The sequence below is a fragment of the Brevundimonas sp. MEB006b genome (genome assembly GCF_030209705.1).
Classification (GTDB): domain Bacteria; phylum Pseudomonadota; class Alphaproteobacteria; order Caulobacterales; family Caulobacteraceae; genus Brevundimonas.
Genome location: NZ_JARVRL010000002.1, coordinates 148,547 through 175,231 on the forward strand (window position 1 = coordinate 148,547; position 26,685 = coordinate 175,231).

The following is a 26,685-nucleotide window of genomic DNA, read 5'->3' on the forward strand; positions in this document are numbered from 1 at the left end:
AAAAGGTGGGTGTGAGGAATGAAGCCGACAAGGCCTCCTGCCGGAAGATTTTTCGACTTCAATCAACTGGACTAGCGCTGCGACCAGAGCGCTACTGATCGTGTTCCGCCCGGCCAGCCGGGCTCGGCTCAGTAGGAAGCAAGTCGCCCCTGTTGAACCGAGGATGCCATGACCAAAACCACCACCACCCTCACAGCCGTGACCACGGACACGGCGCCGCGCGTGTCAAAGCTGGACCTTCTCTCCAGGCTACTCAAAGCCTCCGACGGCGCGACAATGAAGCAGATGATGGACGCCACGGGCTGGCAGCCGCATTCGGTGCGCGGCGCCATGGCGGGCGCACTGCGCAAGCGCGGGCTCAAGATCGCCAGAAACCGCATCGACGGCGTTCGCCGCTGGAGTCTATCGCAAGAGGGCGCCGCCCGATGAGCGAGATCAAAGCACTCATCGCCACACTTGAAGCGCAAAAGATCGATGCTCTGCGCACCATCTGGTGCGACCAGTTTGAGGAGGGGCCGCCGCCCCTCCGATCCGCCAATGTCCTGCGCTATCTTCTCGCCGAGCGTCTTCAGTTGCGCGCTCATGGTTCGAACCACGACCTAGACCGTCGGCTGTGTAAGACCGCCAGCCGTCACCGACCGGGCTACAAGCCGACGGTTCGGACTGCCGCCTTCAAACCGGGCTCTCGTCTAGAGCGTGAATGGAAGGGCGAGCGCCATCAGGTCGATGTAATCGACGGCGCCTATGTCTGGAACGGCCAGACCTTCACCAGCCTGTCGCCGATCGCCCGCCAGATCACAGGCTCGCGCTGGAACGGGCCCCGCTTCTTCGGCCTGCGCGAGGAGGCCGCCTAATGCAGCCGAGCCGGACGATCCGCTGCGCCATCTATACGCGCAAGAGCACCGAAGAAGGGCTGGAGCAGGATTACAACTCCCTCCACGCTCAGCGCGACGCCTGCGCCGCCTACGTCATGTCACAGGCGGGCGAAGGCTGGACGCTGCTGCCTGAAGTCTACGACGACGGCGGCTACTCCGGCGGCAACCTGGATCGCCCGGCGCTGCGGCGCCTGATGAATGACATCGAGGCCAAGAAGATTGACGTGGTCGTCGTCTACAAAGTCGACCGCCTCACCCGATCCCTCGCCGACTTCTCAAAGATCGTGGACGTGCTTGATCGGACAGGCTCAAGCTTCGTCAGCGTCACCCAGGCCTTTAACACCACGACCTCAATGGGCCGGCTGACGCTCAATGTCCTGCTGTCCTTCGCCCAGTTTGAGCGCGAGGTCACCGGCGAGCGCATCCGCGACAAGATCGCGGCCTCCAAGAAGAAGGGCCTTTGGATGGGTGGCCGGCCGGTGTTCGGCTACGATCCCGACGGACGAACGCTCACGATCAATCTCGCCGAGGCGGAGGAGGTGCGATGGATGTTCGCCCGCTACCTCGAGATCAAATCGGTCAACAAGCTCGTCGCCGAGCTGAAGGCGCGCGGCGTGACTTCAAAGCGGTGGATCAACAGAGCGGGTGAAGCCCAGGGCGGCGTGCCGCTCGTTCGCGGCGTGCTTTACCAGATGCTGCGTAACCCGGTCTACGTGGGCGACATCCCTCATAAGGACGCCGTGTATCCTGGGCAGCATCCTGGGATCATTGACCGGGAGACTTTTGAGGCCGCCCAGGCGCTTCTAGACCTAAGCGTACGACGTCGGCAGCCCGGCAAGGCCCGACCGCCGCATCGCGGCGCGCCTCTTACTGGCCTGGTCTACGACAGCGCCGGACATTTGATGTCGCCGGTCAGCGCCTCGCGAAAGGGTGGAGCAACCTATCGCTACTACGTGTCGTGCGTGGCTCAACGCGGCCGTCCTGACGAAGCCGGCGTGCACAAGCGCGTCCCTGCCCCCGTCATCGAGACCATGGTCCGCGATGCGATCGCCCCGCTTCTTGCCAACGCCACCGATAGCGAAGACTGGCTCAAGGTGCGGGACTTGATAGATCGTGTGGAGATTCATCGGCATGAACTGGTCGTGCGGCTGGACCAGACACGTTGCGACGCGAACGTCGTCACCAGCCAGGGCAAGCTCAGGCTCGGGCAGCTGGAGCGAGACGGAAACGCTCCGCTCTTGCGCCTTTCGCTCCGTTTCAATCGAGGCGGCGGCATCGCCATGGTCGGTCCGGGCGGTGGACCGGCTATCACCCGCCAATCTATCGATCCCGCCCTGAGCTCGGCGCTTGTGCGAGCGGAGGCTTGGAAGCGGCGTTTGATCGGTGGCGAGGGCACGACCCTCGACACGATCGCGGACGAGGAAAAGCTCAACCAGTCCTACGCCTCGCGGATGCTTCGGGTGGCGTTCTTGGCGCCGGATCTGAAACAGGCCGTCCTCGAAGGGACAGCGCCCGAGGCCCTCTCCCTCTACGCCATCATGCATCGTGGCCTGCCGCTCGACTGGGATGAGCAGCGGGCGATGTTCGCCGCCTGACGCGTGAGGCGATCCCTGATCAGGTCGATTTAATTCCCTGATCCCAGAAAGAAGCTCCCTGTTCCGGGCGATTATTTTCCCTGTTATCTCCCAAGGGAATTTCGCCCTTTCTCATCGTATGAAGCCCGGCACGCCGGGCTTCGGGCGTTAGTTGGAACTTCGGCTGAACAAGAGATTCTCGCCGGATTTCCCTGTATTTCCCTGTAAACAGGCAACGGCCGAAAACGGACTGGCCTCTCGAAACTGGAGACTGGCGTCAGGTTGATGCGGTTTTGGGGAGGGCTAAAGGCGCGCAGAGACGCGCTCTGGGCAAAGCCCAAGCGGTAACGCGCCGGAATGTCGGGGGTATTTCCCTGCTCTCGCAGACTTGTCGTTTAGCGGAGGACGGCGTGGCGGACAGAGAGGGATTCGAACCCTCGGTAGGCTTTCACCTACACACGCTTTCCAAGCGTGCGCGATCGACCACTCCGCCACCTGTCCGTTTCACGCTGCGTCTTGCGCGCCGCCGGAGGTCGATCCGGCGGGAGGCGGGCCTGATAGAACACCCTCGCCCCCTCGGCAAGCGCCTCTCGCATCCCCATATGGACTTCAACGTCATTTTCCGATGAGGGAGCCCCAAATGCTGTTCAAGAAGACTGCCGAAATGCCCACGCCCGAGACCGCCCTGCCCGGCCGCGCCGAGCCGCTGGACACCGATGTGAACCACTATGTCAGCGGCAACCCGCTGAAAGGGCCCTATCCCGACGGTTTCCAGACCGCCATCTTCGGCATGGGCTGTTTCTGGGGCGTGGAGCGCATCTTCTGGCAGTTGCCGGGCGTCTGGGTGACCTCGGCCGGCTATTCCGGCGGCATCACGCCCAACCCGACCTATGAGGAGACCTGCACCGGCCGGACGGGTCATACCGAGGTGGTGAAGGTCGTGTTCGACCCGAGCGTCATCACCTACGCCGAACTGCTGAAGGCCTTCTGGGAGAACCACGACCCGACCCAGGGCATGCGCCAGGGCAACGACATCGGCACCACCTATCGCTCGGCCATCTATACACTGAACGCCGATCAGCAGGCCGAAGCCGAGGCGTCACGCGACGCCTATCAGACCGCCCTGACCAAGTCGGGCCGCGGGACGATCACCACCGAGATCGAACCGGCGGGCGACTATTTCTACGCCGAGGGTTATCACCAGGGCTATTTGGCCAAGAACCCGGCTGGATACTGCGGCATCGGCGGGACCGGCGTGGTCTGCCCCATCGGGGTCGGCGTCGACGCCTGACCCCTGCGACGGCCGCCGGGTTTCAACCGGCGGCCAGTCGGCCTATGGATCGGCGAAAAATGGGAGCGCTCATGTCCGCCTTCGTCCATCCTGACGAGATCCGCAGCCGGTTTTCGGCCGCCCTATCCGCCATGTACCGGGCCGAGGTGCCGCAATACGGCGACCTGCTGACGCTGGTGGCGGACATCAATGCGCAGGCGTTGAAGGCGGATGCGAGCGGAGCCGACCGGCTGGCGGCGTCCGGCGAACTGGCGCGTCTGTCGGAAGAGCGCCACGGCGCTATCCGCGTCGGCACGGGCGATGAACTGGCCACGATCGCGCGCGCCTTTGCGGTCATGGGGATGGAGCCGGTCAGCTATTACAACTTGGCCCCCGCCGGGGTGCCGGTGCATTCGACCGCCTTCCGCCCCGTCGATCCGGCGGCCCTGGCGCGCAATCCGTTCCGGGTCTTCACCTCGCTGTTGCGGCTGGAGTTGATCGAGGACCAAGCGCTGCGCGCGGAGGCGGCCGAGACACTGGCCCGCCGCGACATCTTCACCCCCGGCGCACGTGAATTGATCGAAACGGCGCAGGCCGCCGGCGGTCTGCACGAGGCGCAGGCCGACCGGTTCGTTTCTGAACTGCTGGAGACCTTCCGCTGGCACGCCCAGGCGACCGTCAGCGCCGAAACCTACGAACGGCTGGTCGCCGCCCACCGTCTGATCGCGGATGTGGTCAGCTTCAAGGGGCCGCACATCAACCACCTGACGCCACGCACGCTGGATATCGACGCGGCCCAGGCCGCCATGCCCGCACGCGGCATCAGGCCGAAGGAAACCATCGAGGGTCCGCCCGCCCGCGCCTGTCCGATCCTGCTGCGCCAGACCAGCTTCAAGGCGTTACAAGAGGCGATCACCTTCCCCGGCGCCGACGGCCCCACGGCGGGCGCCCACACCGCCCGCTTCGGCGAGATCGAACAGCGCGGCTGCGCCCTGACCCCCGCCGGTCGCGCCCTGTATGACGAGGCCCTGGCGAAGAAGGATTTCTCCGCCCTGCCCGACGACTGGGACGCCCTGCGCCGCGCAGACCTCGCCTGGTTCCGTTATCGCGCGACGCCTGAGGGGCTGACCGGCCGGGCGGGAACCGCCGATCTGGACGCCCTGATCGCGGCGGGCCACGTGGTCGCCGAGCCCATCACCTACGAAGACTTCCTGCCGGTCAGCGCCGCAGGCATCTTCCAGTCCAACCTGGGCTCGGAGGCCCGCGAAACCGCCTATGCCGTCGATCCCGCCAAGGCCGATTTCGAACAGGCGCTGGGTCGCCCCGTCCAAGACGAGATGGCCCTGTACCGCGCCGAACAGGAGGCCTCGATCACAGCGACGCTGAAGGCCTTGGGCCTGACGGAGACGGTCTAGTCCGTTCAACTGGATGCGGGGCTGGCGGCGCCCCGCGTCCATCCGGCGTCTTGCCTGATGCGCAGACGCGGATCATAGACGCGGCCGTGAACCCGTCCGCTTCCCCGACCCAGCGCCGTTACGATCTCGACTGGATCCGGGTCGGCGCCTTCGGCCTGCTGATCCTGTATCATGTCGGCCTGGTTTACGGGGTTTATGACTGGCACATCCACAGCGCCCACACCTTCGAGTGGATGCGCGAGGCGATCCTGGTCACCAATCCCTGGCGGCTGACCCTGCTGTTTCTGGTGTCGGGCGCCGCGCTGCGGTTCATGACCTTCCGGCGCACCCCGCGCGAGGTCGCCCGCGCCCGTTTCGAACGACTGGTCCCGCCCCTGATCTTCGGCGCCCTGGTTCTGGTGCCGATCCAGTCCTGGATCGAGTCGATGGACAAGGGCGGCTGGCCCGGCGGCGTCGCCGGCTTCGTCGCCTGGCTGGGCCATGAGTTCGGCTGGAGCGGTCTCGCCGACGGCGTGCCGGTCAACCATCTGTGGTTCATCGTCTATATCGCGGTCTACAGCCTGGTCGCCGTCGTCCTGTGGCGCCAGCCCGGCTTGATCGACCGCCTGAGCAATGGGCTGGAAAGGGCGCTGACAGGCCCACGCCTCCTGGTTCTGCCGATCCTCTACCTGTTCGCCATTCGGCTGCTGATCTTCCCCTGGTTCGGCCTGACCAACACCCTGCACAACGACTGGTACAATCACGCCCTGTCGCTGGTCGCGTTCCTGTTCGGCTTCAGCATCGTGGGGCGTGAAAGCTTGTGGCGCACGATGGAGCGGTATCGCTGGATCGCCTTGGCCCTGGCGGCCGTCGCCCTGCCGATCATGATGGTCCAGGTCTGGCATCCCGGCGCGCGCGCCTTCTGGGGCGTGCCCAAGGCCGCCGTTTACGGCGTCGACCAATGGGCGGTGATCGTCGCCATCCTGGGCTTCGGCTATCGCCATCTGCGCGACCGGGGCGGCCCTGCACTCAACTATCTGACGCAGGCGACCTTTCCCCTCTATCTGGCGCACCAGACGGTGCTGGTCGCGGCCGTCTGGATCATCCGCCTGGCGAACCTGCCGGCGCCGGTCGAACTGCTTTCCCTGATCGCCATCACCTTCGTCGGCAGCCTGGCGATCTATGAGGTCGTGCGTCGCATCCCGGCCATTCGCCCGCTGTGGGGGCTGAAGCCGCTGGACAGCAGGCCCTGGCCGCTGGACCTCCAGGCCCTGCTGAAGCCGCAGCTTCGCTATCACCGCCGTCGGCGCTTGTTGGGCGTGGGCGTCGCCGCGCCGCTTCTGGCCCTGACGGTCGTCGTCGTGGCCATCCTGGCCTACCCCGGCTTCAACAATGCGACCCAGTATCTCAGCGAACTGGGCGGGGCGACGGCCAAGGCGCCGATTATCTTCAACGGCGGGGTCTTCGTCGCCGGCGTCATGGCCGGGCTGGCGGGGATCGGCTTCGGCCTGGCCATCTACGCCCTGACTGGCGCGCGGGTCGCGGCCTGGGTCATCGCCATCGTCTTCATCCTGGCTGGCGGCGGCATGTCGGCTTCGACCCTGTGGCCCTGGCCCGATCCGCGCCACATGATCATCAATCTGGCCCTGGGCATCCAGCTGGCGCCGATGCTGCTGCTGTGGGGCTTGGCCAAACGCCGCGACTTGCCGCGCCTGAAGCTCTTCCTCGTCGTCACCTTCGTCGTCATGGCGATCCTGACGGTCCTGACCAAGCACCTCGTCTTCCCCGGCACGGTCAATGACGCCAACGTCGGCTGGTGGGAGCGGCTCTACGCCATCGTACTGGTCTGCTGGGTGGGGGTTGCAGCCTGGGTCCTGGACCGTAAACTGCTTTCGGTCGCCACGGAGTCGCCGCACGGCCGCCCGGCTCCCGCCTCGTTCGACGTTCCGGCCTGACTTCACCCCCATATTTTTTGGTTTCATCAACATTGCGTGATTGAAAATCGCGCGAATGTGATCGATTATGCAGGTCGTGTTGCAGTGCAGCACTCCGCGTCGTCCCCAGCCCTCGGGACGACATCCGGTTCACTCGGGGGCGTCCAGAGCGGCATGAACAAGCTGGCGATCCGGCCTGTCGAACAGGCTGAAATCGAGACGACGATCCACGGCGCGCAAACGCCTAGCTGGTCGTGGCTGCCCGACGAGGCGCCGCTGGCCATGCCGGTTCAGTCCCTGTCCGCGCCCGACGCCGTCGCCGACCTGACGCCCGCGACCTCGCCGCGCACGGTCGCGACGCGCCGCCTGGCCCTGCTGGCCGGCACCATCGTCCTGACCGGCCTGTCGGCCATCACGCCCTTCTACCTGTATGCCCGCAAGGGTTGGGACGGCACCGAGATCCTGGCCTTCAGCCTGTTCATGGTCCTGATCACCGCCATCTCCTGCTGGTTCGTCAGCGGCCTGATGGGCCTGTTCGTCATGCTGCGCGGCAAGGATCAGGCGGACCTCGCCTTCTCGCCGCATCCGCCGATGCCGCGCACCCGCACGGCCCTGCTGATGCCGCTGTACAACGAGGACGCCCGTTCGTCCTTCGCGCGCCTGTCCCAGATCGATTCCTGCCTGGCGCGTCTGGGCGCCTCGTCGGCCTTCGACATCTTCGTGCTCAGCGATTCGACCAAGGAAGACGCCGCCGCCGCCGAGCGTTCGGTGTTCCAGGCGTTCCGCATGGCCGCTAACTCCAAGGCCTTCTACCGTCGCCGCACCGACAACGCCGAACGCAAGGCCGGCAACCTGGCCGAATGGGTCCGTCGTTTCGGCGGCGCCTATGAGAACATGATCGTCCTGGACGCCGACAGCACCATGGCTGGCGAAACCCTGCTGCGCATGGTCGACGCCATGGAACGCAATCCCGGCGTCGGCCTAATACAGACCGCCCCGGTCATCATTAAGGCCCGCACCATCTTCGCGCGCGTGTCGCAGTATTCGGTGCGTCTGTACGGCCGCGTCGCCGCTGCCGGTCTGGCCTACTGGACCGGTTCGGAATCCAGCTACTGGGGCCACAACGCCATCATCCGCACGCGCGCCTTCGCCGCCTGCTGCGGCCTGCCGCACCTGAAGGGCCGCAAACCCTTCGGCGGTCACATCATGAGCCATGACGTCGTCGAGGCCGCCCTGATGCGCCGCGCCGGCTGGGCCGTCCACGTCACCGCCTCGCTGGACGGATCGTGGGAAGAGACCCCGCCGTCGATCACCGACTTCATCCGCCGCGACCACCGCTGGTTCCAGGGCAACCTGCAGCACCTGGGCCTGATCACGGCCAAGGGCCTGTCGCCGATGAGCCGCCTTCAGCTGCTGATGGGCTGCATGGCCTATCTGTCGTCGCCGCTGTGGCTGGCGTCGCTGATGGTCGGACTGTTCATCCAGATGTTCTATCCGGTCGACTGGACCAGCTTCTTCTACATCCTGAACCCCCAGTTCACGCCCTTCATGCTGGCCTCTTTCCTGTCCGGCGTGCTGCTGATCGGACCCAAGTTCATGGGCGCCGCCCTGGTCCTCAGCCGTCCGGCCGAGCTGCGCGCCTTCGGCGGCCGTCGCGCCATCGCCAAGGGCATGGCGGCCGAGATCGCCCTGTCGGCCATCCTGGCCCCCATCCTGATGGTCGCCAACACCAAGGCCTTCATCCAGATCGTCTCGGGCCACGACACCGGCTGGTCGACCCAGCAGCGCGAGGCCGACGGCCTGGCCTGGTCGGACGCTTTCCGCGCCATGCGCTGGCAGATGATCGCCGGCGTCGGCTTCCTGATTCCGCTGGCGGTTCGTCCCGACCTGGCCACCTGGTTCGCCCCGATCGTCCTGCCGCTGCTGCTGGCCGCCCCGATCACCGTCTGGACCTCGCGCGTCAGCTCGGGCGACAAGCTGGCCGCCAAGGGCTATCTGGTCACCCCGGTTCAGGACGGCGTCAGCGTTTCGCCAGCCGTCCTGCACACGCCGCGCTCGCCGCTGCGTGCCGTCGCCGGCGGCGTCCTGGCCCCCGTCGCCGCGCCTGCGATGGTCCCGGCGCGCGCGCCCGAGCGGTAATCGACCGATGCGTGGCGGCCACAGTGTCGCCACAACCGTTACAGCAACGCTCGACGGCAATCTCGATCGGCCTCACCCTAGGGTCCTGTCGTTTGCGGGAGACGTGATTCCATGGCCAAATCCACCGGTTCCGACGCCAAGCCTGACCTGCGGCTCGTCGCGGCCGAGGCCGAGATCTACGACCTGATGAAAGCGCCCGAAACCACCGCCGACCGCGTCAAACGCCTTCAGCTGGAAGCCCACGCCCTGGCGTTGGAAGAAATCGAAGGTCTGGAGCGTCTGCTGCTCGAAGCCGCCGCCAAGGCCAAGGCCATCGCCGACGGCGGCGACGCCTATCCGGTCGGCGCCCGCGAGATCGCCTCGCGTCTCGCCGCCGATCTGCCGACCAAGGCCGAGACCATCAAGACCATCGTCCACCGCGTCGGCTGAAAAAACCGAAGCTGGGCCGTCGGAACGACCCGCCCGCCCGTCCGCTTTCCTGAGGACCCCATCTTCAGGAGACGACCCCATGGACGACCGGACCCACGCGCGCGCCGAAGACATCGCCGATCAGGAACGCGCCATCCAGCGCGACATCGACGCAAAGGACAAGGCGTCCGGCGATGACAAGCCGTCCGGCGCGATGCAGGCCGGCGCCCGCCCCTACCCCGAACCGCCCTTCCCCAAACAGCATCAGACCAAGCCGGGCGACGAGGCGGCGCTGGATCCCGCGCCCCTCTATGATGCGCCCTTCTGGCAGGGGTCGGGCAAGCTGGACGGGTTCGCCGCCCTGATCACCGGCGCCGATTCCGGCATCGGCCGTTCGGTCGCTGTCCTGTTCGCGCGCGAGGGCTGCGACGTCGTCATCTGCCATCTGGACGAGGACGCCGACGCCGAAACCACCAAGGCCGCCGTCGAGGCCGAGGGTCGCCGCGCCGTGGTGTTGAAGGGCGATGTCTCCGATCCCGCCTTCGCCGAGATGGCGGTCAAGGCCACGCTCGACGCCTTCGGACGCCTGGATGTCCTGGTCCCGAACGCCGCCTTCCAGGAGCACGTCCCCGCCTTCGAGGACCTGACCTACGAGCATTTCGACCGCACGTTGAAGACCAACCTCTACGGCTATTTCAACATGACCAAGGCGGCGGTCCCGCACATGAAGGCCGGCGGCGCCATCGTCATGACCGGCTCGGTCACTGGTCTTATGGGCAATAAGGACCTGCTCGACTATTCGCTGACCAAGGGCGGCATCCACGCCTATGCCCGTTCGTTGGGCACGCATCTGGCCCCGCGCGGCATTCGCGTGAACGTGGTTGCGCCCGGCCCGGTCTGGACCCCGCTGAATCCCGCCGACAAGGACGCCGAGGCGACCTCGAAATTCGGCGCCGACACGGTGATGAAACGCCCGGCGCAGCCCGAAGAGATTGCGCCCGCCTACGTCTTTCTGGCCTCGCCCCAGATGTCCAGCTTCATCACCGGCGAGATCCTGCCGATCATCGGCGGTTACGCCGGCGGCTGAACCGAAACCGCCGCTCTGCGGTCGCAGGGCGGCGGCATCGCCTAGGCTAGCACGTCGTCGTAATCTGGGTGCCGCTTGTGCCAAGCGACGGCGTAGCTGCAGCGCGGAAACAGCTTCAGCCCCGTCTGGCGCGCATGGTCGGCCAGCGACTGCATGAACCGCCCCGCCGCGCCTGATCCGCGCAGCGACGGCTCGGCCTCGACATGCAGAATGATCCGCGCGTCGCCCTTGACGGTATAGTCGGCCCAGACCAGGCCCGCGCCCTTGTCGTCGTCGAACGCCTGTTCGAACCGGTTGTCGCCTTCGACGTCCTTGAACTGTCCCATCGGGTTCTCCTTTGACGGATCAACAGCCAAGACCGTCGGGACGTTCCGAGTTTCAGATCGGCTTGTCGTTCAGCAGGTTCAGCAGGCCGATCACGCTCTTGATCGTGAACCAGACACTCAGCAGGAACCAGACCAGCAGGAACAGCAGCAGGAACGGAATGCCGATCAGCACCACCGACGCCAGGGCGCTGACGAAGATCCCGACCCAGGCCGCGATGGTCCACCAGAAGACCGACCAGAACAGCCGGATCTGCGCCTCGATATGCTGGCGCGCCAAGCCCGTCGCCGTCCCGCGCGTCACATAAGACACCACCAGCCCGATCAGAACCAGCACATTGGCGCTGGGGATCGACAGGATGAACAGGGCCCAGGCGATCAGCGCCCCGACCTTGCCCTCGGACGGCTGTCCGGCGATGAAATTGGGTTCATTCGTCATCGTCGGTCCTTCAGAACAACAGGCTGCGGGGGTGAGGAACGGCCTGCCCGCTCTTCAGTTTCAGCACCCCGAACGCGCCGCGCGCCAGAACCCAGATCGCTAGGGCAAACAGCACCAGCACGCCGATGTTGACCACGATCAGAAGGGCACCGACGACCGCCGCCCCGACGGCGCCCACGATGGTGCGCTGCTGATAGACGGCGTGGCTGTGCTCAAGCTGATCCGTCGCCCCGTCGCGCCGCATCACCGCCAGCAGGGCGACCAAGCACGACACGCCCAGCGTCGGCACCGCCAATAGGATCAGCACATAGATCGCATACAGCCGCATCGGCACGACCGGGGCTTCGCGGCCTGAATCCTGAAGTTTGGGCGCGGCCTCGGCCGTTAGACGCTGGCGCACCGCGCGCACGGCCGGCGCCGGCTCGGCCTCGACAGGCGTCGGCTCGGAGCGGGGCGGAAACGGCGCCGTCGGCCGGGTCGTCGGGCCAGACCGGTCGAAAGGCCCCGGCTCGGGCGGGTCGAACAGGTCTGGTTCGCGCTCCTCGGCGGTAAACGGCTCCGGCTGGCGCTCACGCGCACGGCCCGCCAGCGACGCGGGCGAGACGAAGCCGACCTCGGCGTCATGATCGTGGTCGTGATCGCGGGGCGCTGCTGGGTCTTTCGGATCGCCGGGCTCGGCCATGAACAACGCTTCTGTCACGCCGGACGCCCGGCTGGAATCTGCCGATGACAATGGCGGTCGGCGCGGCGCGAAGCAACCGCCCTTACCGCCCCAGCACGATCTCGCAGCCCGGCGCCGCGACCGCCGCCAGGGCGCCCGGCTTTTCGATACGCACCGTGGCCCGCTGCACGCGGTTATCCTCCAGGCACGCCCGCGCCAGCCGTTCGGCGAAGGTCTCCACCAGCCCCACATGCCCCTCTGCGGCGATGGCGCGCGCGGCGTCCGCCACGGTCTCATAGTTGATGGTGTCGCCCAGCCGTTCGATCGGACGCGGCGCCAGCTCCAGCGTCACATCGATCACCAGCCGCTGCAGCCGCCCCTGCTCGTGGTCATAGACCCCAATCCCGGCCTCGACCTCCAGCCCGCGCACGAACACGCTCAGCCGCTCGAAACGCAGCGCATCGTCCGCCGGAGCCGGCGTCGCCAAAGGAGAGGAAACCACGCGCTACTCCTGGATGTCGGGGGTGCGCCAGGCCAGATGCTGGCCCCCGTCGACGGCGATCATCTGGCCCGTGACCATCCGGGCGTCAATCAGCCACAGCACCGCCTCGGCCACCGCCTCGGGGCTGCCGGGCGTTTCCAGCAGGGTGGCGCGCGCCTCGGCGGCGAACTCTTCGGGCGTCTGGTGGATGGACGGCAGCGTCGGCCCCGGCCCCACCCCATTGACCCGGATGCCGGGCGCCAACGCCTGGGCCAGGGTCTGCGTCGCCCACCACAGGCCGTTGCGCGACAGGCTGTAGGAGAAGAAGCGCGGATCCGGCTTCAGCACCTTCTGGTCCAATAGATTGACGATGGCCCCCTCGACCGCCTGGGCGGCGAACGCCTCGGTCAGCACGATCGGCGCCCTCAGATTGGTGTCGAGATGCAGGTCCCAGCTGTCGCGCGTCAGCACGCCGATCCGGTCGTCTTCGAACACCGAGGCGTTGTTGACCAGCACGCTGACCGGCCCCAGCGCCTCGACCGCCGCGGGGATCAGCGCCCGCACCTTGGGCTCGTCCGTCAGGTCCGCCTGCAACAGGCATGCGCGCCGACCCAGGCCCGCGATCTCGTCGGCCAGGGTCCGGGCGTCGTCGCCCGACGCATGATGATGGATCGCCACGTCGAAGCCGGCCTGGGCCAGCTTCAGACAGATTGCCCGCCCGATCCGCCGCGCCCCGCCCGTGACCAGGGCGACGCCCCTCTCAGAGCAAGCAGCCGCCTCAGTCAACCCGACCGAACTCGAACACGTTGAACGCCGCCAGAACGGCGATGAAGCCGAAGATGATGCCGAGAGCCAGCATGGAATGCTCCTGTTGTCAGTCTTGGCTTAGAGCGGGATGGGATGGGGTTCAAGCTCCGTCCTCACCGACCAGCACGACGTTTACTTCCTCATGATCAAATAGCGTGGCCGTAATCGCATTGAAGAGTTTTCTCGATCGATCGGAATCTATCGGCCCTATCACGGGGCCGATCCGGAGCGTTTCATTCTCACGCACAGAAAGCACCTGCCGGGGCTGGAAGCCGGCGTATGTTTCCAATGCCGTCGCGAAATCCGCCAGCGACATGGCGCCTGGATCGTACACGGGCAGACCTGGCGTACTCGCCCTCAATTCGGCGCCCATATTCCGCATCAAGGCTCGACCTTCGACCGCCTCCTGCGCGTGCAGGCGCGCCGCGTTTTCGCTGTCTTCAAAGGTGACGATGCCGGCCATCCGCGTCGCGGTCCTTATGTGCGCTATACCCTCGTCTGTCAGCGTCCCGCCTCCGATCAGGATTTCATAGTCCTGCAAATCGTCCCGATAGGTGACCATGATGTCGCTCTCCTGAACGCCTGCCGCCGTCAAGCGGGCGATCAGATCAGCCTTGAAACTTTCTTCGCGCTGGGACTGGTCGGCATCCATCGTTGCGTCCTGAGCGCTCGCCGAGGTGAGGGGCCACAAAGACAGCAGCACCGACAAGATCACAGCCGACAAACGCATCCAATCCCCTCCGCTCTTGATCAGCATAACATCCTTCGCCGGGATGTTTGGTTTAGGTTTAGGTCCAGCATTGACTCTGGCACGGTCGGGCCATGAGCAACTGGCGCATCCACGTCGAACCTTTCACCCGTCCCCTCTTCTTCGCCTGGTCGCGGCTGACGCGGGGCAAGACGTTGGGCGTGCGGGCGGTGGCGGTGGATGCGCAGGGGCGGGTGCTGATGGTGCGGCACACCTATCTCAAGGGCTGGTGGTTGCCGGGCGGCGGGGTGGATCGGGGCGAGACGACGCACGCCGCCGTGGTGCGCGAACTGCGCGAAGAGGCCGGTCTGGTCGCGCGCGGGGCTCCGCGCCTGATCTCGATCCACTCCAACGAGCGGTTCTTTCCCGGCGATCACGTCGCCGTCTTCTGCATCGACGCCTTCGATGTAGGCGAGCGCACCAGCCACGGCGAGATCGCCGAGATCGCTTGGTTCTCGCCCTCCGCCCTGCCCGACGATGTGAACCGGGGCTGTCGCGCGCGTCTGGCCGAAATCTTCGACGGCGCCCCGGTCGATCCGGACTGGTGAGACGGAAACCGCCCTTCGCTCCGTTGAAGAACGGTCAAGCCTGTTCGGAAGGATCGCACCATGCCTCTCTCGCGTCGCCTGGCCCTTATCGGCCTGGCCGTCAGCGCCACCCTCCCCTCCCACGCCCTCGCCCAAACCCGCAGCGATCGTCGACAGCGTCGCATGGCGCCCTCCGGCCCGGTTGTCGCGCCCGCCCATACCTTCACCTTCGGTCCTGACCCGCTTCAGGCCTACGATCTCTATGCGGACGGAGGGACGGGACCGATCCTGATGTTCGTGCACGGCGGCGGCTGGTCACGGGGCGAACGGACCAATGTCGCCGCCCTGCCTGACTATGCCCAGCGGCACGGCTTGACTCTGGCCTCGACCAGCTATCGGCTGGCTCCCGCCGTCAGCGCGCGCGAGTCGGCCCTGGATGTCGCCGCCGCTGTCGCCGATCTGAAGCGCCGCCTGCCCGGACGGCCGATCTATCTGCTGGGGCATTCGGCCGGGGCCCATCTGGCCGCGCTGGTCGGAATCGATCCCGAATACCTCGGCGCAGTTGGGGCGAAGCCCTCGGATCTGGCGGGGGTGATCCTGCTGGACGGGGCCGGCTATGACGCCACAGCCGCGCGCGGGACCGGCCCGGTCGACCATTGGCTGGGCCGGACCTACGATCAGGCGTTCGGGGATCAGGCCGCCGCCTTGTCGCCTACTCTGCTTATCCGCGCCGGCGTGGCCTATCCGCCCTTCCTCATCCTCCACGTCGCCCGCCGCCAAGATTCGACAGCCCAGAGCCGCGGCCTGGCTGAGGCCCTGATCCGGGTCGGCGGCCGCGCAGAGGTCATCGCCGCCCCGGACGACAGCCACATGACCATCAAGCGCGACTTCGGCGTCGCCGGCGATCCGGAAGGGGAACGCGCCGCCCGCTTCATCCGGGGTAGCAATCGGCGAGCGCCATGCTAGCCAGAGGCCATGAACCCGTCCCTGCTCGCCATCCTCGTCGTCATCCTGGCCGGCGGCGCCACCGCGCTTCAGGCGCCCACCAACGCCAAGCTGGCGACCGCCGTGGCCTCCCCGGTCAACGCCGCCTTCATCTCCTTTGCGGTCGGCACCACCGTGCTGGGGGTCTTGGCGGCGATCCTGCACACCCGGCCTGACATGGCCGCGACGCGGGCCCTGCCGTGGTACGCCTGGCTGGGCGGGGCCTATGGCGCCTGTTTCGTTGTCGCCGCCGCCTGGGGCGTGCCGCGCCTGGGCGTGGCCATGACCATCACCCTGATGGTCGGGGGCCAGCTGCTGCTCAGCCTGGCGCTGGATCATTTCGGCGCCCTGGGCGTGCCGCGCCAGCCGCTGAACATCGGCCGCATCGCCGGCGTGGGGCTTGTTCTGGCCGGCGTCCTTCTGGTCCGGCGCTCTTGACCCTATATCGGGCGCGATGACCGAGGAGACGCCTAATTCCCAACTGAAAGCCGCCGCCCTGATCGCCGACGAGGCGCGCCGGGCGCCGGACAAGCCGGGCGTCTATCGCATGTACGGCGAGGACGGCTCGTGCCTCTATGTCGGCAAGGCCAAGTCGCTGAAGAAGCGCATCGTCCAGTATGCGCAAGGGCGTTTCCACACCCAGCGCATCGGCCTGATGGTGTCGCAGACCCGGTCGATGGAGCTGGTGGTCACCGCCACCGAGACCGAAGCCCTGCTGCTGGAATCCAACTTCATCAAGAAGCTGAAGCCCCGCTTCAACGTGGTGCTGCGCGATGACAAGTCCTTCGCCGAATTGATGATCCGCCGCGACCACCGCGCGCCCCAGGTCAGGAAGCATCGCGGCGCCCACACCACGCCTGGCGACTATTTCGGCCCCTTCGCCTCGACCTGGGCGGTGAACCGCACGCTGAACACCCTGCAGAAGGCCTTCCTGCTGCGCTCCTGTTCCGACAGTGTCTATGAGACCCGCACCCGTCCCTGCATGCTGCATCAGATCAAGCGTTGCTCGGCCCCCTGCACCGGCTTGATCTCGCTTGAGGACTACGGCGAACTGGTCACCGAGGCCGAACAGTTCCTGCGCGGCAAGTCCCGCGCCGTCATCAGTCGCCTGTCCAAGGAGATGCAGGCGGCGTCCGACGAGATGGACTTCGAACAGGCCGCCCGCGTGCGCGACCGCATCCGCGCCCTGTCGGCCATTGCGATGGAGAACTCCGTCAGCGCCGACAGCGTCGCCGAGGGCGACGTCTTCGCCCTGCATTCCGACGGCGGCCAGGCCTGCGTCCAGGTCTTCTTCTATCGCGCCGGCCAGAACTGGGGCGGCCGCGCCTATTTCCCGCGCGTGGACAAGACCGACACCGATCCTGAGATTTTGGCCGCCTTCCTGGGCCAGTTCTACGAGGACAAGCCGATCCCGCGCCTGATCCTGTCCAACGTCCGCCCGCACGAGCTGGAGCTGCTGGAAGAGGCCTTTTCGATGAAGGCGGATCGCAAGGTCGAGATCGTCCGCCCGATGCGCGGCGAGAAGCTGGCGCTGGTCGACCACGCCCTGACCAATGCGCGCGAGGCTCTGGGCCGCCGCCTGGCCGAAAGCTCGGCGCAGGGCAAGATTCTGGACGAGGTTTGCGAGGCCTTCGGACTGGAGAGCCGACCCGAGCGGATCGAGATCTACGACAACGCCCACATTCAAGGGACAAATGCGGTCGGCGGCATGGTCGTCGCCGGCCCCGAGGGCTTCCAGAAGTCGCAGTATCGCAAGTTCAACATCCGGGGCGAGGATCTGACGCCCGGCGACGACTACGGCATGATGCGCGAGGTGATGCGCCGTCGTTTCTCGCGCCTGATCAAGGATGAAGAAGAAGGCGAGGCCAAGGGCGAAGACGTCGTCCGCCCCGACCTGCTGCTGATCGACGGCGGCGCGGGACAGTTGGCCGAGGTGCTGGCGGTCATGGCCGACCTGGGCGGGCTGGACGACATCGCCGTCGTCGGCGTGGCCAAGGGCCCGGATCGCGACGCCGGCATGGAGAAGTTCTTCATGCCCGGCAAGGCGCCCTTCATGCTGCCGCTCAAGTCGCCAGCCCTCTACTATCTGCAGCGCCTGCGCGACGAGGCCCACCGTTTCGCCAACGGCGCCCACGCCAAGCGCCGCTCGATGGACATCAAGAAGAACCCGCTGGACGAGATCGAAGGCGTCGGCCCCGGCCGCAAGAAGGCCCTGCTGCACGCCTTCGGCTCGGCCAAGGGCGTCAGCCGCGCCTCCTTGGCCGACCTGGTCAAGGTCGACGGCATCAACCAACCCCTCGCCGAGCGCATCCACGCCTTCTTCCGTAAAAGCTGAGCCGGAGCTAAGACACCGACCATGAGCGACATCGAAGACGAACTGACCGCCGGCTATCGCCGCTTCCGCGCCGAGCACTGGCCTACGGCCCGCGCCGAGTACGAGAGCCTGGCGACCAAGGGCCAGAAACCACACACCCTGATCGTGGCCTGTTCCGACAGCCGCGCCGATCCGGCCCTGATCTTCGACGCCAAGCCGGGCGAACTGTTCGTCGTGCGCAACGTCGCCAACCTGGTCCCGCCCTATGAGCCGGACGGCAAGCTGCACGGCGTGTCGGCGGCGTTGGAGTTCGGGGTCAAGGTGCTGGGCGTCAAGCGGATCGTGGTCATGGGCCACGCCCACTGCGGCGGGGTCAACGCCATGATCAACGGCGCCCCAGAAATCGTCGCCGACTTTGTCGCCCCCTGGATCGCCCAAGGCGCGCCTGTCGTCCAGCACGTCGCCGAAACCGTCGCCCCCGACCAGCTGGAGCGCGCAGCCGAAGAGGCCATCGTGCGGCTGTCGATCCGGAACCTGCGCACCTTCCCCTGGATCGCCGAGCGCGAAGCCAAGGGCGAGCTTCAGCTCAGCGGCCTGCATTTCGGCATCGCCGAGGGCGCGCTTACGGCCCTGACCGACAAGCCCCGGTTCGAACCGTTGGATTGAGCGGCGAACCGTGTCACACCCGGCGCGTTGCAACGGACATGACGATGACCTCCGCCCACCGCGCCAACCCCATCCCCAACATCCTGACCGGACTGCGTCTGGTGGCCGGGGTGGTGATGTTCGCCATGATGGCCGGGGCCGCCCCCGGGGCGCTTGAGGCCTGGCTGTCGCCGGAGACCCAGGGGCGGTTCAGCGTCTGGGCCTTCTGGATTTTCGTCATCGCCGCCTCGACCGACTGGGTCGACGGCTACCTCGCCCGGCGCTGGAACGCGACCACGCGCTGGGGCGCCATTCTCGATCCCATCGCCGACAAGGTGTTGGTGACCGGGGCCATCCTGGGCGTCCTGGCCTCGGGTTCGCTACCCGGCATCGCCCTGCCCTGCGGCCTGATCCTGTTCCGCGAATTCGCCGTCTCCGCCCTGCGCGAGACGATGGCCGGCCGCATCGAACTGCCGGTCACCCTGGCCGCCAAGTGGAAGACCACCGTGCAGATGGTGGCGCTCGCCGCGCTTCAGCTGACCCTGCTGTGGGGCGCCCTGGGCCTGCAGAACGACGACGGATCGCCGCTGGCCTGGCAGCCGGCGTTTGAATCCTTCGCCATCTTCCTGATCTGGTTCGCCGCCATCATCACCCTGTGGACCGGCTGGCAGTATTTCAGCGAAGCCCGTCGCCAGATGCGAGATCTTTAGGGCCGCAGCGTCAGCCCGGTCGGCGTGGCGGAAAAGGCGGAAAGCCGGCCCAGATAGCTCATGCCCAGCAGGGAGTATTCCAGCCCCTGCTCGACCACCAGGGCCTCGACCCGGTCCACACGCGCGCCCGCGACCGAGATCGACTTCAGCTGAACCGGCGCGGCGCGCACGACGCCTGATGCGGTCTGAACCTTGCCTGTGAAGGCTTCGGGTTCGGGATCGACTCCCAGCCTCAGGGCGTCGGCGCGCGTCAGGGCGACCACGCTGGCGCCCGTATCCACCAGCACCCGCACGGCCTTGCCGTCGATATTGGCCTCGGCCCAGTAGTGGCCGTCCGCGCCCTTGACCACCTGGGCGTCGGTGCCGGAGGCGCCCACCGCCGCCTCGACCACGGGCGTCGCCGCCTGGGCCATGCCGTCGCCTTCCAGATGGCGGATCGTCAGAGCCGTGCCGAACGACGCCATGAGAGCGAAGCCGAGGACGACGACAGACTGGGTATCGATGCGAACCATGCCTCTGTCTTAGAGGCGCGGCGTTTGGATGGGGTGAAACGACGTGGCTGACGAAAGCTTAAGCCGCGAACCGCGCTAGCCCAGCTTGGCCGGATCCACCTGACTACGGCGCGACGGCAGGTCGGCCATGACCGTCGCGCGCTCGGCGTCGCTCAACGCCCGCCAGCCGGCGATCTCCTTCAGGGTGCGAAAACAGCCGAGGCACAGGCCGCTCTCGCCGTCGACCGCGCACACCATGACGCAGGGCGTAGCGATGGCCTTGGGCGGTCCGGGCCGGCTCGGGGTCGTCGCGCTCATTGTGACACAGCGGCGAAAATCACTCCGACTCCTGACGAATAAGGTTGCAAATTCACGAAACTGTCTTATATCGGCTGATGACGCGAAACGACTGACGGTGGAATCCCATTGGTACGACGCGTCTCTTTTCATCGTTCTGCGAAAGGAGACGCCAAGATGAACGATAAGGAGCGTAACCTCCAACACGCCATGATGTCCTTTGCCCTTTGGGGCGGGATGCTAGTCAACAGTCGGCACATGCCGTCGAACTCGGGCCGGGTGGTCAGCCATCCGTCCAACTTCGTACCCTATACGATCAAGAAACGCTGACGGCCCGCTCGGCCCTCAGCCTGAAGAAGCCCCGGTCTCGCCGGGGCTTTTGCAATTCCGGGCTTGCCTGACGCGGCGTTGGCGGTCGATGACGGGCGCGAAGACGGAGACGATGCATGGGCCTGATCACCGAAGAGAAGCGGGGCGCGATCCTGATCTGGACGCTGGATCGCGAGGCGCGGCTGAACGCCCTGCCCGATCTGGGCGACGGCGACGAGGTCGCGGCGGCGTGCGAGCGGGTCAACGCCGATCCGTCGATCCGCTGCGTGGTCCTGACCGGCGCCGGGCGGGCGTTCTCGGCCGGCGGCGATCTGACGGCGATGCGGGACAGGCGCGACCTGTTCGAGGGCTCGGGCGCGACAATCCGCGAACGCTATCGCCGGGTCGTCCATCGGATCGTGCGGTCGCTGTATGGGCTTGAGGTTCCGCTGATCGCCGCCGTCAACGGGCCAGCGATGGGGCTGGGCTGCGACATCGCGGGGCTGGGCGATATCCGTATCGCCTCGGACCGCGCCAGTTTCGGCGTGCCCTTCCTGAAGCTGGGCATCATTCCCGGCGACGGCGGGTCCTGGCTGCTGCCGCGCAACATCGGCTACGCCCGCGCCGCCGAACTGCTGTTCACCGCCCGATCCATCGATGCCGCCACGGCGGCCGAATGGGGGCTGGTCAACCGCGTGGTCGCGCACGACAGCCTGATGGACGAAGCCCTGGCCGCCGCCGCCCAAGTCGCGACCCAGCCGCCCCAGGCCCTGCGTATGGCCAAGACCCTGCTGCGCCAGGGCCGCGACACGACCTTCGACCAGATGCTGGAGATGTCGGCAGCCATGCAGGCGCTCGCCCATCTGACCGAGGACCATCAGGAAGGCGTCGCCGCCGTGCTGGAAAAGCGGCCGGGCAATTTCACCGGCCGCTGATCCGACGTTCTATTTCGTCTTCATGGCCTCGCTGGGCCCGACGCCGGCGGCGACCGCGCGTTTGGCCCCGGCGGTCTCGCCCGGCTTCATGAACTTGACCAGCACCCGCTGTCCGATCAGCAGGGGCGCATCGCCGGCCGAGGCGACCACTTCAACCACCCGCTCGTCGCTACGTTGCGAGGGATCGTCCGAGGCCAGTTTACGCGCGCCGAACACGGCGGCCCGACGCATGACGGCGCCGATATAGACCTTGCTGGCGTCGCCCTCGGGGCTGATCTCGACGGCCTGGCCGTCGGTCAGGTTCGGCAGGTCGCTCTCGACCACCTCGGCGCGGACGATGCGCGGCGCGTCGGGTTCCAGATCGAACATGTTGGAAACGTTCAGGGTCGAGGCGCCGGCGCCGGGGTTGGCGTAGCGGCGCACGATCCGGCCGTTGGTCGGGGCGCGGATGACCGTCAGTTCCTGATTGTAGCGGGCCTGATCCAGCTGGGCGCGCGCGGTCTGGACTGCGGCGACCTGCGACCCCAGCCGGGCCTGGGCGGTGGCGATGGCGTCCTGGGCCTGGTCCATGCGCTGGGCGGCGACGAAGTTGGTGGCGACCAGACGTTGCAGACGCTCCTGCTCGCGCTGGGCGGTGCGGATGTCCACGCGGATCTGGGCCAGCTGGCTTTCGGCCTGGCTGACGGCGGCGGCGGCGGCCTGCACCGCCAGACGCGCTTCGTCGTCTTCTTGACGGGCCAGGATCTGACCGGCGACGACGCGATCGCCTTCCTGAACCAGAACGTCACGGACGATGCCGCCGCGACGGGCCGCGATCTGGATGATGCCGCCCTCGACGTCGACCTTGCCATTGGCGATAGCCGCATAGGGGCTGTCGACCTTGGTCGCCGCCGCCTTCTCCTGCTCGGCCTTCTTGGTCTTGGCGGCGGACTGGAACAGCATGAAGCCGACCGCCAGCACGATCACCAGCAGCAGGCCGATCCAAGTGCGTTTTTTCTTCAGAAAGCCGGGCATTGGCGTGTCGTCCTAAGGGAAATCGTCGTGTCGGTTAGTGGGACGCCAGGATGGCGTTCGGATCGGGGATGCGGCGCTGGTCGTCCAAGATCTTGCCGTCCTCGATGTGGATGACCCGGTCGGCCCAGGCCTCCAGGCGTGGATCGTGGGTCACGCAGATCACGGCTGCGCCGTGTTCGGTGGCGGCGCGGCGCAGCAGTTTGATGACCACCTGGCCGTTCTCGCCGTCTAGGGCCGAGGTGGGTTCGTCGGCGAACAGGATCTTGGGATCCTTGGCCAGGGCGCGGGCGATGGCGACGCGCTGCTTTTCACCACCCGACAAAGCCGCCGGCCGCTGGTGCAGACGGTGGCCCAGGCCGACCTCTTCAAGGGCGATGGTGGCGCGCTTCTTGGCCTGGCCTGCGGTCAGCCCCTGGAACTTCAGCACAGTCTCGACCTGCTGAAGCGCCGTCAGCGCGGGGAACAGGTTGAAGCCCTGGAAGATGAAGCCGCAGTTATCCAGGCGGAACTTGTCGATGCGGCCCGAGGACAGCTTCCACAGATCGTCGACGTCCAGCACGTCCACCCGGCCCTCTTCGGGCTTCAGCAGGCCCGAAAGAGCTGCGATCAGGGTGGACTTGCCCGAGCCGGACGGCCCCATGACCATGGTCAGGTCACCATGCCGCGCATCGAAATCGACGCCCTTCAGCACCTCGACCCAGGCCTTGCCGGACTTGAACCGCTTGACCAGCGCCTTGGCCTCGATGGCGAAATCGCCGTGCTTGCCGTGAACCTTTGTATGAACGTTCATCGCAGCAGGTCCGCCGGTTGGCTGTTCTTGAGGATGCCCAGCGACAGCAGGCCGGACACCATGGCGATGGCGATCAGGCCGATGCCGACGACGATCAGCAGCGACAGCGGCAGGGCGATGATCACCGCCCCCATCATCGCCAGCAGCGACACCAGCCAGGTCAGGACGATGGCCGCGATGACGCCGACGACGCCGACCCAGAAGCTGAGCTCGACCACGATCCGACGCAAGGACCCCATGCTGACGCCCAGGGCGCGCAGAGAGGCGAACTCCTTGATATTGGCCATGATGGCGCCGCGCAGGGTCTGCCAGGTGATGGCGACCCCGATGATGATCCCCAGGACGACGCAGCCGCCGATGATGATGACCAGAATGCCTTCCTCGAACATGGCGCCGGCGTTGGCGTCGGCCAGCTGCTGCTTGGTCCAGGCCTTCCACTGACCGTTGCCCATGGCGTTCAGCTGGGCCACTACGACGGGCGCACGGGCCGGATCACGCAGCTTGACCATCAGCGGACCCACGCGCGCGCCGGTGTCGGCCTGACCCAGCATCCGCAGGGTGTCGCGCGACATGACCACGCCCGGCTGCATCATGTTGGGATAGCCGCGCGTCACGCCGACGACGGTGACGGTCTGGCCGTTGTACAGCGCCTTGTCGCCCAGCTTCACGCCCAGGGTCGTCAGGGCCGTCTCATCGACCGCCACGGTGTAGGGTTGGCGCAACGCATCGACCAGTTCCTGCGAATAGTCGGTCGGGATGGTCACCGAGCCGGGGCGGGTGTCGATGATGCTGGCCTGGACGAACTTCTGACGCGGCGCGCCCTGCGACGCATTGTCCGCCTGGCTCTTGGTCGGATCGACGTTCTTGATGTTCTGGAACGTGCCCCCGGCGCCGTCCAGGGGCATAACCTCGACCACCTCGGGGTGGTTGTAGGCCAGGGGAATGAAACGGCGCGGCACGCCCGACGGTCCGCCCATCAGGCTCTTGGCGCCGGGCTGCATGATGAAGATGTCGGCGTTCGACCGTTCGATGGTCGCGGTGAATCCCTTACCGATGCCGATGAAGACGCCGGTCATCGCCAGGACCAGAAGCCCGGACAGGGCCAGGGCCATGACCGCCGCCATATAGCGACGCCACTCGAACAGCAGTGTTGATAGCGCAAGCGACATCGTCGTCGATAAACCCCCGGTACTTGCGCCTATCTGACCGTGCGCCCCCTCACCGCCAAGTTAAATCGGGGTAAGGGTTCCGCCACACGGACATTGCGGGTTTGAAATCCGGGGATTAAGGGCGATGCAGCCTCTTGGCGCCGGGCCTTCGTCGGCGCTAGTTACAACATAACAGATGGGACAGGCCGTCCCACGCTCCGGGAAACACGCCTTCATGTCCTTGCCCTCGCTTCGTCTCACCGCCTCGCTCGCCGCGCTCGGCGCCGCCACCGCCGTCCTGTCCGCGCCTGCGACCTCCGCCCGCGCCGACGAGGGCATGTGGACCTTCGACAACTTTCCCATCGCCACGGTGAACGAGAAGTACGGCACCAACATCGACCAGGCTTGGCTGGACCGCGTGCGCAACGCCGCCGTCCGCCTGCAGGGCTGCTCGGCCTCGCTGGTGTCCAACGAAGGCTTGGTGCTGACCAACCACCACTGCGTCGTGTCGTGCGTTCAGGACCTGTCCACGGCCCAGAACGACTACGTCAAGAACGGCTGGATGCCCGCTACGCGTGAGGAAGAGAAAAAGTGCCCCGGCCAGACGGCCGAGATCCTGACGGACATCGTCGATGTCACCGACCGCGTGACCGGCGCCGGCGCCGGCCTTGAAGGCGCCGCCTTCGTCCAGGCCCGCGCCGCCGAGATCGACAAGATCCAGAAGGAGACCTGCGGCGACGACCAAAAGCTGACCTGCCAGGTCATCAGCTTCTACCGCGGCGGCCAGTACAAGCTCTACAAGTTCCGCAAATACGATGACGTGCGCCTGGTCTTCGCGCCCGAGTTCCAGGCGGCCTTCTTCGGCGGCGACCCGGACAACTTCAATTTCCCGCGCTACGCCCTGGATGCCGGCTTCCTGCGCATCTACGAGGACGGCAAGCCGGTCGCCACGCCCAACCACCTGACCTGGAACGCCAATGCGCCCAAGGAAGGCGACGTCACCTTCGTCGCCGGCAACCCCGGCTCGACCCAGCGCCTGCTGACCGTGGCCCAGCTGGAAACCCTGCGTGACCAGCAACTGCCCATCAGCCTGATCCAAACCTCGGAACTGCGCGGTCGCCTGCTGGAATATTCGACCACCGGCGAAGAGGCCAAGCGCGTCTCGGTCGATCCGATCTTCGGCCTGGAGAACGGCTTCAAGGTCAACTACGGCCAGCAGGGCGCCCTGACCGACCCGGCCTTCATGGCCACCAAACGCCGCGAGGAGCAGGAGTTGCGCCAGCGCGTCGCCGCCGACCCGGCCCTGGCCCAACGCATCGGCGATCCGTGGGCCGATCTGGAACGCGCCTCGAGCGCCCAGCGCGACCTCTATCTGCCCTATCGCCAGCTGGAATCGGCGGCCGGTCAGCGCTCGTCGCTCTACAGCTACGCCAAGGCCATCGTCCGCGCCTCCAAGGAACGCGCCAAGCCCATCGCTGAACGCCGCGCCGGCTATTCGGACGCCGACATCGCTTCGCTGGGCCGTCGCCTGGCGACCGAAACGCCGATCTCAAACGACCTGGAGAAGATCTATCTCGACTTCTGGCTGTCCAAGACCCGCGAATATCTGACGGTCGACAATGCGAACGTGAAGGCGCTGCTGGGCAAGGAAAGCCCCGAGCAGATCGCGGAGCGTCTGGTCGACGGCACGCGCCTGGCCGATCCCGCCTTCCGCGCCCAGGCCCTGGCCATGACGCCGGAGCAACTGGCCGCCTCGGGCGACCCGCTGATCCAGTTCGTCCTGGCCAATGACGATGCGGCCCAGGCCGTGCGCACCCAGTGGGAATCGGCCGTATCCGGCCCGACCAGCCGCGCCGGCGAAAAGATCGCCCAGGCCCGGTTCGCGGTCTACGGCACCAATCTGTATCCCGATGCGACCTTCAGCCTGCGCCTGTCCTACGGCCAGGTGAAGGGCTGGACCTATCGCGGCGTGACGGTCGAACCCTTCACCCAGATCGGCGGCCTTTATGAGCGCAACACCGGCGCTGAGCCCTTCAACGCGGCCGAGGACTGGCTGGCGGCAGAGGGCAAGGTCAACAAGTCGACCGTCTATGACTTCGTCTCGACCAACGACATCATCGGCGGCAACTCGGGCTCGCCCGTGATCAACGCCAAGGGCGAAGTCATCGGCGCCGCCTTCGACGGCAACATCCACTCGCTGGGCGGCAGCTTCGGTTACGACCCCGAGCTGAACCGCACGGTGACGGTCTCGACCGCCGCCATCACTGAGGCCCTGCGCAACGTCTACAACCAGCCGCGCCTGCTGCGCGAACTGGGCGTGCGTCGCTAAGCCGAAAATCCTTCTCCCCTCGGGGAGAAGGTGGCTCGCGCTAGCGAGACGG

At 66.7% G+C, this 26,685-nt stretch carries 29 protein-coding genes and 1 tRNA gene; 18 read left to right on the forward strand and 12 right to left on the reverse strand.

Annotation, left to right across the window (positions count from 1 at the left end; translation table 11 throughout):
* The first annotated feature begins 168 nt into the window (after nucleotides 1–168).
* Genes QRN13_RS02340 through QRN13_RS02350 form a run of 3 tightly spaced genes read left to right on the forward strand, consistent with a single transcriptional unit; the run spans nucleotide 169 to nucleotide 2,470 of the window.
* Nucleotides 169–429, forward strand: coding sequence for a DUF3489 domain-containing protein (locus QRN13_RS02340; protein WP_284876695.1), 261 nt, complete (start codon nucleotides 169–171; stop codon nucleotides 427–429).
* Nucleotides 426–854 (forward strand): DUF2924 domain-containing protein, encoded by a 429-nt coding sequence (locus QRN13_RS02345; protein WP_284876696.1) that lies wholly within the window; start codon nucleotides 426–428, stop codon nucleotides 852–854. The genes QRN13_RS02340 and QRN13_RS02345 overlap by 4 nt, the downstream gene beginning before the upstream one ends.
* Entirely contained in the window at nucleotides 854–2,470 is a 1,617-nt protein-coding gene (locus QRN13_RS02350; RefSeq protein ID WP_284876697.1) for a recombinase family protein, read from the forward strand. Before QRN13_RS02345 ends, QRN13_RS02350 begins: the two co-directional genes overlap by 1 nt.
* 390 nt (nucleotides 2,471–2,860) lie before the next feature.
* On the opposite strand, the gene QRN13_RS02355 is transcribed toward QRN13_RS02350, so the two are convergent.
* Nucleotides 2,861–2,950, reverse strand: a tRNA-Ser gene (locus tag QRN13_RS02355).
* Nucleotides 2,951–3,089: 139 nt separating this feature from the next.
* Between QRN13_RS02355 and msrA the strand changes: the two genes are divergently transcribed.
* The 6 genes from msrA to QRN13_RS02385 all read left to right on the forward strand — a co-directional run bounded on the left by msrA (nucleotide 3,090) and on the right by QRN13_RS02385 (nucleotide 10,681).
* The gene (gene msrA / locus QRN13_RS02360; RefSeq protein ID WP_055753107.1) at nucleotides 3,090–3,740 is read left to right on the forward strand and encodes a peptide-methionine (S)-S-oxide reductase MsrA; all 651 of its coding nucleotides are present in this window, start codon (nucleotides 3,090–3,092) and stop codon (nucleotides 3,738–3,740) included.
* A gap of 71 nt (nucleotides 3,741–3,811) precedes the next feature.
* Nucleotides 3,812–5,134, forward strand: a complete 1,323-nt coding sequence (locus QRN13_RS02365) for a VOC family protein (protein WP_284876698.1) — start codon at nucleotides 3,812–3,814, stop codon at nucleotides 5,132–5,134.
* Nucleotides 5,135–5,220: 86 nt separating this feature from the next.
* A complete protein-coding gene (locus QRN13_RS02370; RefSeq protein WP_284876699.1) occupies nucleotides 5,221–7,068 on the forward strand; it encodes an acyltransferase family protein in 1,848 nt (615 codons plus the stop codon).
* A gap of 153 nt (nucleotides 7,069–7,221) precedes the next feature.
* Nucleotides 7,222–9,186 (forward strand): glucans biosynthesis glucosyltransferase MdoH, encoded by a 1,965-nt coding sequence (mdoH, locus tag QRN13_RS02375; RefSeq protein WP_284876700.1) that lies wholly within the window; start codon nucleotides 7,222–7,224, stop codon nucleotides 9,184–9,186.
* Between the two features lie 111 nt (nucleotides 9,187–9,297).
* Nucleotides 9,298–9,615 (forward strand): hypothetical protein, encoded by a 318-nt coding sequence (locus tag QRN13_RS02380; RefSeq protein WP_055753103.1) that lies wholly within the window; start codon nucleotides 9,298–9,300, stop codon nucleotides 9,613–9,615.
* Between the two features lie 79 nt (nucleotides 9,616–9,694).
* Nucleotides 9,695–10,681, forward strand: a complete 987-nt coding sequence (locus QRN13_RS02385; protein WP_284876701.1) for an SDR family oxidoreductase — start codon at nucleotides 9,695–9,697, stop codon at nucleotides 10,679–10,681.
* Between the two features lie 41 nt (nucleotides 10,682–10,722).
* Here QRN13_RS02385 and QRN13_RS02390 read toward each other — a convergent pair whose 3' ends face one another.
* The 6 genes from QRN13_RS02390 to QRN13_RS02415 all read right to left on the reverse strand — a co-directional run bounded on the left by QRN13_RS02390 (nucleotide 10,723) and on the right by QRN13_RS02415 (nucleotide 14,149).
* Nucleotides 10,723–11,007, reverse strand: a complete 285-nt coding sequence (locus tag QRN13_RS02390; protein WP_284876702.1) for a GNAT family N-acetyltransferase — start codon at nucleotides 11,005–11,007, stop codon at nucleotides 10,723–10,725.
* Between the two features lie 52 nt (nucleotides 11,008–11,059).
* Nucleotides 11,060–11,443, reverse strand: a complete 384-nt coding sequence (locus QRN13_RS02395) for a hypothetical protein (RefSeq protein WP_284876703.1) — start codon at nucleotides 11,441–11,443, stop codon at nucleotides 11,060–11,062.
* A 10-nt stretch (nucleotides 11,444–11,453) separates the two neighbouring features.
* Nucleotides 11,454–12,125 (reverse strand): hypothetical protein, encoded by a 672-nt coding sequence (locus QRN13_RS02400; RefSeq protein ID WP_284876704.1) that lies wholly within the window; start codon nucleotides 12,123–12,125, stop codon nucleotides 11,454–11,456.
* Between the two features lie 82 nt (nucleotides 12,126–12,207).
* Complete coding sequence (folB, locus tag QRN13_RS02405; RefSeq protein ID WP_265151554.1) at nucleotides 12,208–12,606, reverse strand: dihydroneopterin aldolase; 399 nt, start codon at nucleotides 12,604–12,606, stop codon at nucleotides 12,208–12,210.
* Between the two features lie 3 nt (nucleotides 12,607–12,609).
* Nucleotides 12,610–13,371 carry an SDR family oxidoreductase gene (locus QRN13_RS02410; protein ID WP_284876705.1) on the reverse strand — a complete coding sequence of 254 codons (762 nt, stop codon included), beginning with the start codon at nucleotides 13,369–13,371 and terminating at the stop codon, nucleotides 12,610–12,612.
* 121 nt (nucleotides 13,372–13,492) lie between these two features.
* The gene (locus tag QRN13_RS02415; RefSeq protein ID WP_284876706.1) at nucleotides 13,493–14,149 is read right to left on the reverse strand and encodes a hypothetical protein; all 657 of its coding nucleotides are present in this window, start codon (nucleotides 14,147–14,149) and stop codon (nucleotides 13,493–13,495) included.
* A 65-nt stretch (nucleotides 14,150–14,214) separates the two neighbouring features.
* Between QRN13_RS02415 and QRN13_RS02420 the strand changes: the two genes are divergently transcribed.
* Genes QRN13_RS02420 through pgsA form a run of 6 tightly spaced genes read left to right on the forward strand, consistent with a single transcriptional unit; the run spans nucleotide 14,215 to nucleotide 19,320 of the window.
* Nucleotides 14,215–14,688 carry an NUDIX domain-containing protein gene (locus QRN13_RS02420; RefSeq protein ID WP_284876707.1) on the forward strand — a complete coding sequence of 158 codons (474 nt, stop codon included), beginning with the start codon at nucleotides 14,215–14,217 and terminating at the stop codon, nucleotides 14,686–14,688.
* A 60-nt stretch (nucleotides 14,689–14,748) separates the two neighbouring features.
* Nucleotides 14,749–15,633, forward strand: a complete 885-nt coding sequence (locus QRN13_RS02425; protein WP_284876708.1) for an alpha/beta hydrolase — start codon at nucleotides 14,749–14,751, stop codon at nucleotides 15,631–15,633.
* A gap of 9 nt (nucleotides 15,634–15,642) precedes the next feature.
* Nucleotides 15,643–16,089, forward strand: coding sequence for a DMT family transporter (locus QRN13_RS02430; protein ID WP_284876709.1), 447 nt, complete (start codon nucleotides 15,643–15,645; stop codon nucleotides 16,087–16,089).
* A gap of 16 nt (nucleotides 16,090–16,105) precedes the next feature.
* Entirely contained in the window at nucleotides 16,106–17,986 is a 1,881-nt protein-coding gene (uvrC, locus tag QRN13_RS02435; protein ID WP_284876710.1) for an excinuclease ABC subunit UvrC, read from the forward strand.
* A 21-nt stretch (nucleotides 17,987–18,007) separates the two neighbouring features.
* On the forward strand, nucleotides 18,008–18,631 hold the full coding sequence (locus QRN13_RS02440) for a carbonic anhydrase (protein WP_284876711.1): 624 nt from the start codon (nucleotides 18,008–18,010) through the stop codon (nucleotides 18,629–18,631).
* Nucleotides 18,632–18,675: 44 nt separating this feature from the next.
* Nucleotides 18,676–19,320 carry a CDP-diacylglycerol--glycerol-3-phosphate 3-phosphatidyltransferase gene (gene pgsA, locus QRN13_RS02445; RefSeq protein ID WP_502868569.1) on the forward strand — a complete coding sequence of 215 codons (645 nt, stop codon included), beginning with the start codon at nucleotides 18,676–18,678 and terminating at the stop codon, nucleotides 19,318–19,320.
* Here pgsA and QRN13_RS02450 read toward each other — a convergent pair.
* Both QRN13_RS02450 and QRN13_RS02455 read right to left on the reverse strand, forming a co-directional pair.
* Nucleotides 19,317–19,832, reverse strand: a complete 516-nt coding sequence (locus QRN13_RS02450; protein WP_284876713.1) for a retropepsin-like aspartic protease family protein — start codon at nucleotides 19,830–19,832, stop codon at nucleotides 19,317–19,319. The two genes, pgsA and QRN13_RS02450, sit on opposite strands and share 4 nt — an antisense overlap.
* Before the next feature lie 75 nt (nucleotides 19,833–19,907).
* Nucleotides 19,908–20,129, reverse strand: coding sequence for a DUF1289 domain-containing protein (locus QRN13_RS02455; RefSeq protein WP_205681539.1), 222 nt, complete (start codon nucleotides 20,127–20,129; stop codon nucleotides 19,908–19,910).
* Nucleotides 20,130–20,285: 156 nt separating this feature from the next.
* Between QRN13_RS02455 and QRN13_RS02460 the strand changes: the two genes are divergently transcribed.
* Together QRN13_RS02460 and QRN13_RS02465 are read left to right on the forward strand one after the other, a co-directional pair.
* The gene (locus QRN13_RS02460; RefSeq protein WP_017505113.1) at nucleotides 20,286–20,438 is read left to right on the forward strand and encodes a hypothetical protein; all 153 of its coding nucleotides are present in this window, start codon (nucleotides 20,286–20,288) and stop codon (nucleotides 20,436–20,438) included.
* A gap of 116 nt (nucleotides 20,439–20,554) precedes the next feature.
* The gene (locus QRN13_RS02465) at nucleotides 20,555–21,352 is read left to right on the forward strand and encodes a crotonase/enoyl-CoA hydratase family protein (RefSeq protein ID WP_284876714.1); all 798 of its coding nucleotides are present in this window, start codon (nucleotides 20,555–20,557) and stop codon (nucleotides 21,350–21,352) included.
* Nucleotides 21,353–21,361: 9 nt separating this feature from the next.
* On the opposite strand, the gene QRN13_RS02470 is transcribed toward QRN13_RS02465, so the two are convergent.
* Genes QRN13_RS02470 through QRN13_RS02480 form a run of 3 tightly spaced genes read right to left on the reverse strand, consistent with a single transcriptional unit; the run spans nucleotide 21,362 to nucleotide 24,325 of the window.
* Nucleotides 21,362–22,366 (reverse strand): HlyD family secretion protein, encoded by a 1,005-nt coding sequence (locus tag QRN13_RS02470; protein WP_039248126.1) that lies wholly within the window; start codon nucleotides 22,364–22,366, stop codon nucleotides 21,362–21,364.
* A gap of 34 nt (nucleotides 22,367–22,400) precedes the next feature.
* Entirely contained in the window at nucleotides 22,401–23,156 is a 756-nt protein-coding gene (locus tag QRN13_RS02475) for an ABC transporter ATP-binding protein (RefSeq protein WP_284876715.1), read from the reverse strand.
* Nucleotides 23,153–24,325 carry an ABC transporter permease gene (locus QRN13_RS02480; RefSeq protein ID WP_055753087.1) on the reverse strand — a complete coding sequence of 391 codons (1,173 nt, stop codon included), beginning with the start codon at nucleotides 24,323–24,325 and terminating at the stop codon, nucleotides 23,153–23,155. The genes QRN13_RS02475 and QRN13_RS02480 overlap by 4 nt, the downstream gene beginning before the upstream one ends.
* A gap of 214 nt (nucleotides 24,326–24,539) precedes the next feature.
* Between QRN13_RS02480 and QRN13_RS02485 the strand changes: the two genes are divergently transcribed.
* Nucleotides 24,540–26,633 (forward strand): S46 family peptidase, encoded by a 2,094-nt coding sequence (locus QRN13_RS02485; protein WP_284876716.1) that lies wholly within the window; start codon nucleotides 24,540–24,542, stop codon nucleotides 26,631–26,633.
* Nucleotides 26,634–26,685: the final 52 nt, after the last annotated feature.